General features: G+C 62.0%; 10 protein-coding genes. 5 read left to right on the forward strand and 5 right to left on the reverse strand.

What is annotated here, in order from left to right; genetic code table 11:
- Positions 1 to 189: 189 nt before the first annotated feature.
- Together EKN06_RS09985 and EKN06_RS09990 are read left to right on the forward strand one after the other, a co-directional pair.
- Positions 190 to 1,491, forward strand: coding sequence for a purine-cytosine permease family protein (locus tag EKN06_RS09985; protein WP_127612778.1), 1,302 nt, complete (start codon positions 190 to 192; stop codon positions 1,489 to 1,491).
- Positions 1,488 to 3,164 carry an amidohydrolase gene (locus tag EKN06_RS09990; RefSeq protein WP_127612779.1) on the forward strand — a complete coding sequence of 559 codons (1,677 nt, stop codon included), beginning with the start codon at positions 1,488 to 1,490 and terminating at the stop codon, positions 3,162 to 3,164. The genes EKN06_RS09985 and EKN06_RS09990 overlap by 4 nt, the downstream gene beginning before the upstream one ends.
- Positions 3,165 to 3,176: 12 nt before the next feature.
- Here EKN06_RS09990 and EKN06_RS09995 read toward each other — a convergent pair whose 3' ends face one another.
- Positions 3,177 to 3,596 carry an Lrp/AsnC family transcriptional regulator gene (locus EKN06_RS09995; protein WP_127612780.1) on the reverse strand — a complete coding sequence of 140 codons (420 nt, stop codon included), beginning with the start codon at positions 3,594 to 3,596 and terminating at the stop codon, positions 3,177 to 3,179.
- 141 nt (positions 3,597 to 3,737) lie between these two features.
- Here EKN06_RS09995 and EKN06_RS10000 point away from each other — a divergent pair, with 141 nt between their 5' ends.
- Positions 3,738 to 4,784, forward strand: coding sequence for an ornithine cyclodeaminase (locus EKN06_RS10000; protein WP_127612781.1), 1,047 nt, complete (start codon positions 3,738 to 3,740; stop codon positions 4,782 to 4,784).
- Here the strand turns inward: EKN06_RS10000 and EKN06_RS10005 are convergent.
- The 3 genes from EKN06_RS10005 to pdxR form a co-directional block, all read right to left on the reverse strand.
- Positions 4,781 to 5,953 (reverse strand): carbohydrate porin, encoded by a 1,173-nt coding sequence (locus tag EKN06_RS10005; protein WP_127612782.1) that lies wholly within the window; start codon positions 5,951 to 5,953, stop codon positions 4,781 to 4,783. The two genes, EKN06_RS10000 and EKN06_RS10005, sit on opposite strands and share 4 nt — an antisense overlap.
- On the reverse strand, positions 5,950 to 7,035 hold the full coding sequence (locus tag EKN06_RS10010; RefSeq protein WP_127612783.1) for a PepSY-associated TM helix domain-containing protein: 1,086 nt from the start codon (positions 7,033 to 7,035) through the stop codon (positions 5,950 to 5,952). Before EKN06_RS10010 ends, EKN06_RS10005 begins: the two co-directional genes overlap by 4 nt.
- A gap of 144 nt (positions 7,036 to 7,179) precedes the next feature.
- Positions 7,180 to 8,592, reverse strand: coding sequence for a MocR-like pyridoxine biosynthesis transcription factor PdxR (pdxR, locus tag EKN06_RS10015; RefSeq protein WP_240654784.1), 1,413 nt, complete (start codon positions 8,590 to 8,592; stop codon positions 7,180 to 7,182).
- A 118-nt stretch (positions 8,593 to 8,710) separates the two neighbouring features.
- On the opposite strand from pdxR, the gene EKN06_RS10020 reads away from it, so the two are divergent.
- Positions 8,711 to 9,352: an FMN-binding negative transcriptional regulator gene (locus tag EKN06_RS10020; protein ID WP_164844032.1), complete on the forward strand. Its 642-nt coding sequence runs from the start codon at positions 8,711 to 8,713 to the stop codon at positions 9,350 to 9,352.
- Positions 9,353 to 9,459: 107 nt separating this feature from the next.
- On the opposite strand, the gene EKN06_RS10025 is transcribed toward EKN06_RS10020, so the two are convergent.
- A complete protein-coding gene (locus EKN06_RS10025; RefSeq protein WP_240654787.1) occupies positions 9,460 to 12,495 on the reverse strand; it encodes an amidohydrolase family protein in 3,036 nt (1,011 codons plus the stop codon).
- Between the two features lie 380 nt (positions 12,496 to 12,875).
- Between EKN06_RS10025 and EKN06_RS10030 the strand changes: the two genes are divergently transcribed.
- A complete protein-coding gene (locus EKN06_RS10030; RefSeq protein WP_164844033.1) occupies positions 12,876 to 14,990 on the forward strand; it encodes a TonB-dependent siderophore receptor in 2,115 nt (704 codons plus the stop codon).
- The last annotated feature ends 86 nt before the right edge of the window (positions 14,991 to 15,076 follow it).

Here is a 15,076-nt window from a genome sequence, read left to right on the forward strand (position 1 = left end):
GCCGCTCGAAAGCCATTCACTATCAAGGTAACGCATATTGCAAACGGGTAATGCCACCTGTGTTGCAGTTGCAGCCTCATCCTTCAGCTTTACCCATTTGGCAGCAAAGTTCCCTCTTTGAAGTCTGGGCCGCGCAGTGCATCCGCCATACGATCGCCGAATTCGCAACGATACAGTGGACTACCGCCAATGAAGCCCGACGACGGCCATGATTTCGGCGAGGAATATGCGACCGCACCCCTCCCCGCGATGAAAACCGTATCCGGTTGGCGCGTGGCGTTGGTCGTTGGTTGTTTCACTATTTCGCTGCCGACATTCCTGAACGGAGCGGAAATCGCCCTGTCCATCGGCCTTGTCGGAGCCGTTCTGGCAGCGATCGCCGCCGGGACGATTTTGGCGATCGGCGGATCCATCACGTCGGCGGTCAGCGTGATGACGCGGCTGAACACTTACCTTCTGGTGCAGCGCTCGTTCGGGATTGCCGGGGCGAGCCTTGTCAACGTGGTCATCGCGGTCATCCATTTTGCATGGTTCGGCGTCAACGTCTCGTTCTTCGGCCAGGCAATGGTGTCCGCGGCGGACGAGGGTTACGGCATTGAGGGCAGCTTCGCGCTATTCGTGATCCTGGGCAGCATCATGATGACGGTGACGACCGTCTTCGGCTTTCGCCTGATCAACAAGGTCGCCCTTGTCACGGTGCCGTTTCTCGCCGCGATCCTGATCGCCATCGCCGTCGCCGCAACCGCGCGCAACGGCGTTGTCTTCGATCCGCCCGAAATCCCGATGGAGGCGATGACGTTCGGCATCGCCCTATCTTCGCTGATCGGCGCAGACATGCTTACGATTACCGCGATGCCCGACCTGTCGCGCTACACCCGCACGAAAGTAGGCGCGATCTGGTCGATGGTGGTCTCATTCCCGGTCTTCGCCCCGATCGTGATGACCACGGCGGCCCTGGCGGCGCTAGCCATGAACGAATCCAACATTATGGCGCTGATCGTCGAGCTTGGGCTTGGCCTGCCGGCGTTGCTTCTTCTGGTCATCTCTGCCTGGACGATCAACACGCTGAACCTCTACTCGGCCAGTCTGTCGCTCGCCGCGACCTTTCCGAAAATCGGGCGCAGCGTTTACGTAGTCATTGGCGGTGTGATCGGGTGCGGCTTTGCACTATTGGGCATCATCGAAGCGTTCATACCATTCCTGGTCCTGCTTGGTCTGCTCATTCCACCCATTGCGGCGATCTATGTGATCGATAGCTACACCCGCTTTCGGAACCGCGACCCTGCGGAGACCATCACGAACATCCCGGCGTTCCATTGGCGCGCGGTCGGCACCTGGCTGGCCGCCGTTGCGATTGCCCTGACGGCCCATTATTCTGGCGTCAGCGTCACCAGCGTCCCGGCGCTCGACGCCACGATCGGCGCGGCGCTGGCCTACATTGTCGTTCTTCACATGACAAAACCGGTGAAGAAGCCGGTGAGGGCGTCATGAATATCGTCGATCGCCGCCGTTTCCTGGCGGGTGGAACCGCCCTTGCCGCACAGATGGTGCTCTGGCGTAAAGCCGCCCTGCCGCGTAGCGGGCCGATGATAGAGACTGCCTTTACCAATGGCCACGTCTGGACCGGCGACGGAGCGGCCGTCTTCAGTGACGCACTGGGCATCACGGGCGGTCGAATCGTGGCACTCGGGCGCGATGCAGTTACCGCGTTGTCCGGACCCAGGACGCAGGTCATCGACCTTGCCGGTGCATTTGTGACGCCGGGAATCATCGACCCGCATGTGCATTTCACGACGGGCGCTCTGCAATTGAGCCAGCCGGTGTTGCGCGATGCGAAAAACCGCGGGCAATTCGCCGAGGTTGTCGCGCGGGCGGCCAGTGCCCTTCCCCCCGGCCAGTGGATTACCGGCGGTAACTGGGACAACGACGGTTGGGGCGGCGAACTGCCTCACCGGAACTGGATCGACGCGGTGACCGCCGACACGCCGGTCGCGGTGACTCGTTACGATCTGCACATGGTGCTCCTGAACTCGCGGGCGCTCGCGGCCATAGGTGTGGACGAGAGCATCGCCGAGATCGCAGGCGGCGTGATCGGGCGCGATGCTAGCGGTAGCTTGACCGGAATCTTCAAGGATGCGGCAAAGGACTTCGTCCTCAGCCTGATCCCCGCCGAAAGCGACACAATGGTGGATGCCGCCAATCGAACGGCGATGCAGATCGCCTTGTCGAAGGGCATTACCCAGCTGTGCGAACCCGGCATGGACTGGCTCAGCTTTCATTCGATGCGGCGGATCGACGCGTCAGGCGAAATGCCAATGCGGTTCAATGCAATGGTTCCGCTGGCGGACTGGTCAAAGCTGGCCCGGATCGTCGCCGACGAGGGCAAGGGTGGCGACAAGGTCCGGTGGAGCGGATGCAAGGCGATTTTCGACGGTTCGCTGGGTTCGCGCACCGCACTGTTTTATGAACCGTACCTCGATGATCCGACGACAAGCGGGATCATCGTCACCGACCCGGACGATCTACGCGCATGGATGACCGACGCCGACGCCGCAGGACTGCAGCTCTGTATCCATGCGATCGGCGACAAGGCCAATGACACGGTGCTCGACGTGATGGATGAAGTGGCCGCCAAGAACGGCCCGCGCGACCGTCGTTTCCGCATCGAACACGCCCAGCACCTGAAGGCAGAGGCGATGCCGCGCTTCGCGTCGAGCGATGTCATCGCTTCGGTGCAACCCTATCACGCCATCGACGACGGGCGCTGGGCCGTGCGTCGGATCGGCCCCCAGCGACTGGAAACCACATACGCATTTCACTCGCTGATGGAAAACGGAGCCACGCTTTGCTTCGGAAGCGACTGGCCCGTCGCGCCGCTCGACCCGCTGACCGGGCTTGATGCGGCGATCACCCGCGCCACGCTGGACGGTGAACATCCACAAGGATGGTATCCGCGCCAGCGTGTTACTGCGGGACAGGCTTTGCTGGCCTATACCCGCAATGGCGCGCGCGCCACGATGCGCGACGACACCGGCACTCTCGCTCCCGGCAAACATGCTGATTTCGTGGTCTGGGATCGCGACCTCACTGGTGTATCGGGCAAGGAATTGCTGTCCGCCAATGCGCTGCAGACTTGGGTGGGCGGCACCAAGCGTCACGGGTGAGCCTTCCGCTTTTCAAACCATCGATCTGAGCAGAATGCTGGTTTCCGAATTCAGCACTCCGTCGATGGAGCGAACTTCGCGCAACACTCGATCGAACCGGGCGAGATCGTCCGCCTCCATCTCCGCGACGAGATCCCACGCACCATTCGTCGTGTGAAGCGCCCGGATTTCCGGAAGCCCGCGCATCTGACGAATGACGTCGTCAGTAGACTTGCCCGATACTTCGACGAGCATGACCGCGCGGACCCGATCGGACCCCGCCGGTTCTCGCGCGCGGATAGTGAAGCCGAGGATCGCGCCGCTCTGCATCAGCCGATCCAGTCGCTTCTGGACCGTAGCCCTGCTCACGCCGAGAATGTCCGCCAGCTTCGCCACCGGTGCGCGTCCGTCCTGACGCAACAACGCGATCAAATGACGGTCGAGGCTGTCCATGGCTGATCTCACATTTTACTGGAGGGTGGAGCAATGTGCAAAGTCCCGCCTGCGAAACCGTACAGCTTGGTCATTTTGACTATCACGATGCGCAGCTAAATTGGACCGGTCGACTAGAGTAACGACAGGGGAAAACGTGTAATGGTCGCCTACCTGGGTGTTTTGCAACTGCGCCAGATCGTCAACGAAATCGGAACCGAGACGCTCATCGCCGCCCTGGCCGACCGTATCGAGGCCGATTTTCACCGATGGCCCGAATTCGACAAGTCGCCGCGATACGCCAGCCATTCGGCACGCGGCGTGGTCGAACTGATGCCGGCCGCCGATGCCGAACGTTTTGCCTTCAAATACGTCAACGGGCACCCGGGCAACGGGCAGCTTGGTTTACAGACCGTAGCCGCTTTCGGCATGCTGGCCGATGTCGATACAGGTTATCCGGTCCTGATCAGCGAGATGACGATCCTCACAGCGCTACGCACGGCGGCGACGTCGGCCATGGCTGCGCGGCATCTCGCCCGCAAGGACAGCCGCACCATGGCTGTGATCGGTCTTGGCGCGCAGTCGGAATTCCAGTCGATCGCATTCAGCGAACTGCTCGGCATCGAAAATCTGCGGATCTGGGACACCGACCCGATCGCCACGAAAAAATTCCTGGTCAACATGCAGGGGCGCGGCATTGCCATCCATGTTGCATCAGGCGCCGAGGATGCGGCGGCCGGAGCCGACATCGTCACGACCGTCACTGCCGACAAGAAACGCGCCCGCATCCTTTCCGGAAACATGATCGCGGCCGGCACTCACATCAACGCGGTCGGCGGAGACTGCCCCGGCAAGACCGAACTCGGTCCCGAAATTCTCGAGCGCGGCCGGGTCTTCGTCGAGCATACGCCGCAAACGCGTATCGAAGGCGAGCTCCAGCAGATGCCAGCTGATTTTCCCGTCACCGAACTATGGCAGGTTATCCGAGGGGAAGCGCCCGGGCGAACAGGGCGGGACGACATTACGGTTTTCGATTCGGTCGGCTTTGCGATCGAGGATTTTTCGGCCCTGTCGCTCATCTACGACCTGCTTTGCGAACGGTCCGACATTGCGCGATTGGACTTGATCGCCAGCCCGTCCGATCCGCGCGACCTGTTCGGCCTACTGACTAGCGGCGAGAACCCGCAGGTGCTGCGCAGGGCGGTTTAGAAACCGGCGGAGAACTCGAACCGCAGCCCAGCAACAAGGGCATTGCCAAGAGTGGGATCGGCCGACGGATTGATCACGTACTGCACCGTCGGCTGCATCGTCAGGTAATCGGACAGGACAGCGCGATAGGTGGTTTCAACCACGAATTCGCCTCGCTGCGCCTCTCCGGTCAGCCGGTAGTCGTCCGAAGTCCATGCCCCGGCAAAGGCCAAGCCAAGGGCGTCGTCCCGACGCAATCCCGACACGACAATGCCCGCGCTGGTGAAACGGTCGAAGGCGTTGAAACGGCCATCCGCCGTTCCAAGCCTAAAGAAGCCGTCGAGGCGAAGATCGTCACGCATCAGCAATTGAGCTTCACCGCGCAGGTAATAGCCGACATTGCCTTTTCCGGCCTCACCGCGAAAATCCTGAAAATCTTCGGTATATCGCCAATGGCCGGCGAGCAATTTCGCGCTGCCGATCAAGTACTCGGCCTCTCCGATCAACAGCGCGCCTTCCTCGCCGTTCAGCCGAATGGAAGTTCGGGCCGGACGGTCGAGATCGCCGGGCACCGCATCGAGTGCAGCGACACGCAGGCGCAGCCCGGGCGTCAATTCGGCTTCGAAACGCAGCGCCAATGAGGTGACCGGAAATATCGACGGACCGTTCTGCCCCGTCTGCGCGATGTCCATCCCGATGCCATGGGCGCTACCGACGAACACGCTCGCGGTTTCAAGCATGTCGAATTCCGAATTCAGATCGTAAAGCCCGACCTTCACTGAAGCATTCTGACCCAGCGACTGAGAAAGCCATGCTTCGAGCACGCGGAATGCCCGTGTGCCAGTTTCGATGTTGCTGACGGCCATCGCATCTCCGACAAGCTCGCTGATCGAGGCACCATTGTTGTAGATCGCATGGACCGATGCACTCGCGCCGCGCCATCCGGCCAGATGCTCCAGATCGGCAACGAGCACTAAATTGAGATTGTCGAGGTAGCGGGTGCCGCGACCCGCCCCACCCGACAGGTTGGCCATGACATCGACGGTATAGACAATCTCGAAGTCTATCGGGTCGACCGCGCCGGATGCGTTCGACGGTTGCGAACGATCGTGACGATCCTCCACGTCTGGTGTCGCATGGTTCGAAGCAATTGCAGCCGCGGACACCAGAAACGACGTAAACACTGTCATCGGGCGCGGCGTGCCGCCCGCCGTCGCTGCCAGAGCTGGACGCCGACGATGGCCATGACGATCAGCCATACTCCGGTCAGCATGACCAGAATGCGGCCTAGGGTTCCGGCCGCCTCGCCTGTGTGCAGCGGATAGAGCGAGCCCATCAGGGCCCGCGCTGGCGCCGCTTCGGTCCCAGGCCAAGCACCGCGCACGCTACCGTCGTTCGCATCGACGATCACGAGGCTACCGCCATAGCCGCCCCGGTAAAGCTCTCCTGGCCCGCGCACCCAAGCGTAATAGCTGGCGTCGTCGACCGAGGGCATGGTTGTCCCGACAAAGCGGCTGCCCGGTATGGCGTCGACCGCTGCCCGTGCGGCCAGATCCAAGCCGACGGGTGCACCGCGCGCAGGATTGGCGGGCAAAGTGATTTCCTCAACGCCGATCGCATCGCCAATCTGGTGTTCGAAAACCATCAGCGACCCGACAAGAATGCTGACAGCTGCCGGAATGGCGCCCCACAGGCCCACGGCACGGTGCCACGAATAACTGCGCGCCGATGGCCCCGCGCTGTTCACCGGCACGAGCGCACGCCGCCAATGCCCCGAACGCGGCCACGCCATGTAGAGACCGAAAAGGATGTTCGTGAAAAGCAGCAGGCCCGCGATCCCCAAAATCCAGTGGCCGACATTTCCCGACAACAAGGTCAGGTGGATTTCGCGCATAAGACCGAGAAACGTATAATCGTCCGCCGCCGCATCGCGGAGCACGCGACCGGCCCCGTCGATCTTGGCGGTTCGTTCGTCGCCATCCGGCGCCCGATAGAGCACGACATATCGGTCGGGCAGTCCGGCGGTCGTCCATACCCAGATCGTGCCCGCCTCGCCCCCCGCATTGTCCAGGCCGGACATGTGCTGCTGTATAGCGTCGAAATCGGTAGGCACCCGCTCAGTACTCAGCAGCGCGTCGTCGGCTTCGAAATGGAAGGCGAGCAAGACCCCTGTCGCCGCCTGAAGCATCCAGATGATCGCAGCCGCCAGGCCTAACCAACGGTGAAGGCGGGCGATCAGGCGCAAGCCGCCACGGCGCTCCGCGACAGCCATCAGTGTGCCACAGCTGCAGATGCGTGCGCGGATACGAAGTTGTGCGGTGCCGGAAATTGCATGGCTTTGCCCTCCAAGACGCTCAGCATCCACAGGCTCAGTGGATCGATAAACAACCAATTTTTCATAATTTCAGGGGTCCAATCAATCTCCTCGGACCGCCTCGGTCAGTAGGGCGATCGCCGCTAGTGCCTCTTCGGAGTTCAGGCTGGCAAAGCCGAGCCGCAAGCCGCGAGCCGCGTCGCTGCGCGTCGTGTAGCTACGCGACCCGGCAAACTTCAGGCCTGCTGCGCTGGCCCGATCCTCGATCTTGTCGAGATCGCCGCGAAATCGCACCCAGAGGGCAAGTCCGCCATCCGGCATGCGAAATGATATCCTGTCGCCCAGTTGCCGCGCCAATTCGGCGGCGAAAGCCTCTCGCCGCTCGGCATAGACCTTGCGGGCTTTGCGTGCATGGCGGCGCAGTTCGCCGTTTTCGATCAGGATGGCCGCGGCGTTCTCGTTGAGGGTGTTGCCCATTCCATCGGTCAGCGAAACGTAGTGGGCCAGAACGTCCACCATCGATTCCGGCGCGACGACGTACCCAATCCGCAGCGTCGGCAGCATCAATTTCGACAACGAGCCCAGATAGATGACCTGTTCGGGCGCGATCGCTGCGATGGGCAACAGGGGCTGCGACCGGAAGTGGAACTCGTGGTCGTAATCGTCCTCTATGATCGCAAAGCGATGTCGGCGCGACAATTCGACCAACCGCATGCGCCGGTCGGGTCGCAGCGATACAGTGGTCGGGAATTGATGATGCGGAGTGAGAAATATCGCACGAACCTGCTCGCGCAGGCATACCGTTGCGACCTCATCGACATCGATTCCGTCCTCGTCGATGCCAACCGCCACGACCCGCGCGCCCAGGGCCTTGAACGCGGCCACCGCCGGCTCGTAGGTCAGCCCCTCCACCACGACCAGGTCGCCCGGCCTGATCAGGGCGAGCGCGGTCAGAAACAAGCCGTTCTGGCTACCCCGGGTGATGAGCACATTGTCTTCGCGCACGGGCAGACCGCGCTGAGTGCGCAGCATCTCGGCGATGGATCGGCGCAGGCGTTCCGAACCGCGCGAGTCGCGATACCCGAATCCGTCCCTGCGCGCCGCCTCACGCGTTGCCACGCGAAATGCGCGGATCAGCACGTCTGCCGGGAACAGGCGGCCATCTGGCGACCCTTCGTCGATTCGGTTGCTCGCGGTGCCGATCGTCGCCAATCGACGAGCCGGTTCGGCGGGTATCACATAGCCAGCCATGCCGAGCCCCGCTTGCGGTTCCAGCCTGGCCACGCCCGGGCCGCTTCCATCGGGCAGGTTGTGCGCCACGATCGTCCCACGCGTGGCCGAAGTGGTCAGCCAGCCTTGTGCGATGAGATCCTCGTAGGCGAAGACCACCGTCTTGCGATTGACGCCCAGAATGCCAGCCAGTTCGCGACTGCTCGGCAGATATGTGCCGGGGGCAAGCCGCCCACTTTCCACGTCGCGGATGATCGCCTGGCTGACCTGCATATAGAGTGGCATCGGACGCGACGGGTCGATGCGCTCGCTCAGAATCACTTGCCAAGGCTGGCGCATTGGTCCCCCCGAAATCCCCATTTTGGCGGTTGCTTGTAATCCACGCGATCTGTTTGGGGAAGTCATGGCTACTGTCGAAAACAGCAACGTGGATGCGGGCTCGACGTTCGAGAGATTTACGCCAGGTGACGTGCGTCTGCTGATCGAGACGTATCCGCTCGCATGGTTGGAAGGGATGGATCGAGGCAGGGGGGCAATGCTGCCGCTGATCGGGGTGTTCGACACCAACGACATCCTCGTCGAACTTATCGGTCATTTTCCCAGAAGCCACGACCTCCACGACGCATTGACGCACAACGGCGCAGCCGTCGCGCGGTTCTGCGGTCCGCAAGGCTACGTCTCTCCAAGCAACGCCGGTCGGCGCGATTGGGCGCCCACCTGGAATTTCTGTTTCGTCGAGGCCGTGTTGGCGGTGGAGGTATCGGATGCCTTTACCGACACCGCGCTCGATACGTTGGTCGATCACATGGAGGCCGACCGAACCTCGCCATGGCGCAAGGAAGAACTGGGCGAACGATTGCCGAGGATGCGCGAGAGGATCGTGGGATTTCGCGCGCGGGTGGAGAGCATTCGCGGACGCTTCAAGCTGGGGCAGGACGAAACTGTCGCGGATCTGCAGCATATCATGAACTCGCTCGCGAACGATGATCTCGCCTTTTGGATGAGGCGGATGAACCGCAATCGCCTGCCGGGCGCTGACGCTTGAAATCCGACACGCACTTGACCAGCCCCGCCCGCCTAAATCTTGATCACGTCCTGACCCGAATATTCCGGTCGCGCATTATTCCTGCATCGCCAGTTGGGCGACGCGCATCACGCATGGCTGACGGCATGGCCTGAACAGCACGAGGCGCGGCACGCTTCGACATACGCTTCCTGATGCCAGAAATAGTCATCGGTCCGGGCCGACGAGAGCGCCACGGGCGGAGCGGCACCGGCGGACGGACCTTGCCCATACGGTTCGAGCAGAGCATCGACCGAGTGCATTTCTCCGTCGCGCAGGACATGTCGAACGTTGGCTGCGTCGACGACATCGGCCAACGGATCGCCCTTTACCAGAATGAGATCGGCCAGCTTGCCGGGCGCAATGACGCCAAGCGGCTCCCCGAGGAAATCGGCGGCATGCGCGGTCGCGGTCAGCAGCGCTTCGTAAGGCGAAAGTCCGAACCGGGTCATTGCGCGTAGATTGAGATGATAGCTGATGCCGATCGTGTCGATCGGGGCATCGGTGCCTGTATGAACGTGCCATCCATTGTCCATCATCGCCCGGATTTGCGCCACGTTGGCCTCCAGCATCGCCAGCAGGCTCGCCCGGTTTTCGCTTGCCCACTCCACCAGCGCGTCGAGGCGGGCGAGGTCCCATGGCGGAAGCAGTGTTCGCACCCGTTGGTCCGCCACCAGATCAGGATAGTCCGGGAGCAGCGCCCTGGCGCTGAACAAGGTCGGCGTTCGCCCTGCCTGAGCGGCGGCAAAAAGCTTGCTGACATCTTCGTAGGCTCGGCCAAGGGCCGTGACAGTCCGCGAAAAGCCGAAGCGATTGGTGGCACCCATATGTTCCGTGCAATCGCCCCCCTGCCGGAGCGACGGATAATGATAGTGCGAACTGGTCGGCATCCCCATCAAATGCGACCGCGCGATCACCTCCGCCTGTGTGGCGTGGTCCATCCGCACATAAGTCTTGATCATGTCGTAACCGAGCGCTTCGGCGCGGGCCATTTCGCGATCGAGCTGGCCCGGTTCGGTGACGGGTCGCATGAAGTTGTAATAGATCCGCCCACCGTCGAGCGCTTCGCCAGTAACGAAATGCCGCGGCGCGAGGCGAAGGCCGGCATCCGTTGCCTCGCGATCCTCGATGATCTCGTAAGCCGCTCCGCCGGGCGATCGCGTACTCGTAATCCCCATGGCGAGCAGGGCCAGCCCAAAGCGCCGGCCATAGGCATAGCCGTGCACGCACCGATGCGTGTGCATGTCGATCAGGCCGGGCATCAGCGTCAGCCCATCTGCTGCAACCACCTGCGCCTGCGCATCGTCCACCGCACCGAACGGAGCGACCGCGGAAATCCTGTTCCCCTCGATGACGACATCGGCCCGGCGGTATTCTGGCGCTTGCCCGTCCCACAGCCGCTCCGCCCGGATAACCTTGCGGCGGGCAGGCGCCGGCAATGCCCAGGTCAGGCGCAAAGGGACCGGCACCGGTTTCGCACCGACAAGTTCCACGATCCGCAGCTTTCCCTCGCTCAGGTAAAGCAGTCGATCCGACAACCCGTTCCAACTCGGTGCGTCGGCGACGTCATCCGCCAGTTGCCGCGGCTCACCCGCAAAGCGACCATCTGGTCCGACCGGTTGTACCCACAAGCAACTGGCAAAAACATAGGCGAACCACTTGCCGTCGGGCGACCAGACCGGCCCGTCGACGCCGCGCGTCGCCAGCGAGCGTTCGGACATGATCGGCTGATAAGTGCCGGTCGATTTGTCGAGAACGACGACTAGCACCTCGGACAGCCCCTCGCGAAAGCGCGCGGAGATCGGCTTGAACGCGGCATATGCTATGTGACGGCCGCCGGGTCCGAAGCTGGGCCGACCGGGAAGCCATAGCGCATCATAGATCTTGCGCACGCTGCCATCCGCGAGGGTCAGCAGATGCAGCGCACCGGCGTGATCGAGGAAGGCGATCTGCTTGCCGTCGCCGCTCCAGCAGCACATGGTCGCGCCGATTTCGGACAATCGAGTGAGCCGGCGGTCCTCGCCACTGGCCAGATCGTGCAGCCACAGGTCGTGCGCACCGTCCCGGTCCGACGCATAGGCGATCGAACGACCGTCGGGGGACCATGCGGGGTAACTCTTGTGCGATGGTCCGCTGGCGATCTTTCGCGGCACTGGGTCGCCGACATCAAGCAGGTAGACGTCGTTCAATGCGCAAAAGACCACCTGCTTGCCATCGGGCGAAAGCGCTGGCGCGGCAATACCGACGGCGGGTCGAGAAGATGGCGAAGTGAAGTCACGCGGCTTGCGCACATATTGCGCGCGCGAAATCGGGACTTGGACCTCGAACGGGATGTCTTTCGCCTCGCCGATGCCATGAATTTTGCGAATGCGCCCGTCGCCGGAATAAAGCAGCGCGCCATCGGGCATGACGTCGGCGCGAAACGGAAACATGTCCTGGCCCGCGATCACCAGTGCGCCGACGACGACGCGCTCTGCCAACTGGTCGACGATGCGGACGTAAGTCAGCGTCCCGTCGGGCAGATAGCTCGGCGCAGCAAGGATGACTGTTTGCGACCCAGAATGCGGAACCGATACCGACGCGACAGACCGGATGGTACCGTCGGTCAGCTTCTCGATAATCGATTGACCATCCCTGACCCAGGCGATGCGCGAACCGTCGGCCGAAAGGCAGGGCTCGCTGCATTGCCCTTCCCCACAAGCCACAGCCGTAATTTCGCCTGTCGCAACGTCGATGCGGTGTATGGCATAGCGCCCGGTAAGGTCGGACGAACAATAGATGTGGCGGCCATCGGCAGCGTAGAAAGGCTCGCGAAAATCGTGGAAACCTCGGGTCAGTTGCCGCGCTTCGCCGCCGTCTGGTGCAAACGTCCAGATGTGGAAATTACCCGATCGATACGACTGGCAGGCAATCCAGCTACCGTCCGGCGACCAACAGGGCCAAGCCAGATCGGCAAATGCGTCGGTCACCATCCGTGCCGCCCCTCCGCGGGCGGGCACCGTCCACAGGATGCCAAGCAGGTCGAAAGCGATGGTCCGACCATCAGGCGAAAGCGCCACGGCGAAGTTCGTCCCCTCGCGCAGGGTCACTCCTCTGACCGGGCCGGGCCCCATAGTCTTTCCCACCGGTGCGCAACCCGCGGAAAGCGCGGTGGCTCCCGCCCCGACCAAACCGATGGCCGCCCGGCGGTTCACTTTTCCAATCATGTCGCTACCCCGTCCATCTGACGAATGGTCACCCGGCCTCCCGCACGGGACAATCCGCCGTAAGGGTAACCGTCCGGCCAATCGGGTAACCCTGCAGTGGCGCGGCGGGTAAGTAAAAGCGCGGAATTGCCGGGCTAGCGTTGCCGAGACGTTCGCTTACCCGTCTTTCGAGCGCTTTACCCTCCAAACCGAATACGTGCTGGCGCTAAGTGGTGTTGAATGCGGGAGCCGGAATTCGCATGCCTGAAACAGGACGGCTCCGGACCAAAGCAACGGACGATAATGGGGGTTTGACGAACATGAGCTATCACCTTCCCGCTCGGGCCATGCGCGCCCATTGGACAGCGGCCTTGCTCGCGACGACGGCAGCAGTGGTCCCCTGCGTGGCACAGGCACAGGTGCAGGACGCCAACGAGATCATCGTGACGGGCCGCGCCATTACCGCGACGAAAACCGACACGCCACTCGTCGAGATTCCGCAGTCGATCAGCGTCGTCACCGAAGAAGAAATGCGCGACCGTACCGTCGTCGATTTTCAGGACATCTACCGCTATAGCGCCGGCGTTCAGACCACCGGCAGCATCGACTCGCGCGGCGACTTCATTCTCACGCGCGGCTTCGATGCGGCCCAGTATCTCGACGGGCTGAAACGGATGCCTGACTTCATTTACGGCGCGCGCCTTGAACCTTTCTCGCTCGAACGCGCCGAAGTTCTGCGCGGTCCATCGTCCGTGCTTTACGGTGCTGGCGGTTCAGGCGGCGTGCTGAACGGTGCCAGCAAGATGGCGAAGTTCGACTTTGGCGGTCAGGCCGGTTTTGCGGTCGGGACCGATAGCCGCCTGCAAGCGCAGTTCGATGTCGGTGGGCCGCTAAGCGATGTAGTGGCTGTGCGCATGGTCGCGCTTTGGCGCGATGGCGAAACGCAGTGGGGAACGCCCGACGACCGCGTGCTGTTGAGCCCGTCGATCACTTTCCGGCCGACCCAGAACACGGAACTGACGCTGCTCGGCCTTTACCAAAAGGACAAGCAGGGCTCGCTCGGCTATGCGCCGCTGTTCAAGACATTCCTCGAGAACGATCCGAGCCCCGACGTCGCCTTCAACTTTTATCAAGGCGAGCCCGGTTTCAACGGCATGGACACCGAGTACATGTCCGGCACGATCCTCCTGTCGCACGACTTCAGCGAAGCGCTGACGTTCCGCAGCGCGACGCGTTGGAGCGACATGGATACCGACTACAAGGAAGTCTATTCGAACTACACCGCAAACCCCTGGGCCGACGCGGCCGAGACGATGCTGAAGCGCGAATTCTACGTCAATTACGAGAAGAGCCGCGTTTTTAATACCGACAACAACATGCAGTTCGACATTGCCACAGGGGCTATCAGCCACACCTTCTTGTTCGGCGTGAACTATCACAAATTCCGCCAGCAAAAAGACGAGGGCTATTCCTACGACAACATCATCTTCCCTCCTGGCCTGCCCTTCGGCTCGCCGCCGCCGATCAATATCTATGACCCGCAATATGGCGCCGATTTCGATTTCGGGCCGTTCGTCTTCACAAACTTCCGCAGTTCGCAGCTCGGCTTCTATGCACAGGACCAGTTGAAGTTTTTCGACCGCATCAACGTCGTCCTCGGCGTCCGGCGCGACGAGGCGAAGTCCTATTTCAACGGCGTGAAGCAATACGACGAAGTCGCCTGGACTTTCCGCGGCGGTGTGATCGGCGAAGTAGCGGCGGGCATCTCGCCGTTCTTCAATTATGCGGAATCGTTTTTGCCGACACCGGGCGGGGACTTCTTCGGCAATCCCTTCGCGCCCCGCGAAGGGCGCCAGTACGAAGGCGGCGTCAAGTGGGAGCCGATGCGAGGCGCGCTGATCAGCGCGGCCTATTTCGACATCAAGGAATCGAATTACGTCTCGCCCGACCCCGACAACATCCAAAACTTCCTGCAGGGCGGCGAAGTCGGCTCGACCGGGTTCGAGTTCGAAGCCACGATCCGCAAACAGGACGATTACGAACTGACCGCCTCGTACACCTACATCGACGCCAAGGCCCTCACCAATACCAGCACGCTTGCCGAGGGTGATCGCCTGCTGGGTCAGCCGAAGAAGCTGGCTTCGGTCTGGGCGTCTAAGACATTCCTGATGGAAGGCGATTGGATGTTCCGGGCCGGTGGCGGTGTACGATATGTCGGCAATGTAAAGGGGACCGGCGGCTATATCGTCCCTTCGGTCACGCTGGTCGACGCCATGGCGTCGGTCGGCATGGGTCCATGGCTACTGTCGGTCAATGCCGCGAACGTGCTGGACAAGAAGTATTATGCCTCCTGCTCGCTCCTCGGCGTCGAGCACGGCCTTTGCACCGCGGCCAAGGACCGCACCTTGTTGGCCTCCATCAGCTACAACTTCTGATCTTGGAGGATCGGCGGCAGGCAGGATCGGTCCAGCCTGCCGCCAACCTCACGGGCCCCGTGCAAACCGAAACTTTACGTAGATCT

This window comes from Croceicoccus ponticola (genome assembly GCF_004004515.1).
Taxonomy (GTDB): domain Bacteria; phylum Pseudomonadota; class Alphaproteobacteria; order Sphingomonadales; family Sphingomonadaceae; genus Croceicoccus; species Croceicoccus ponticola.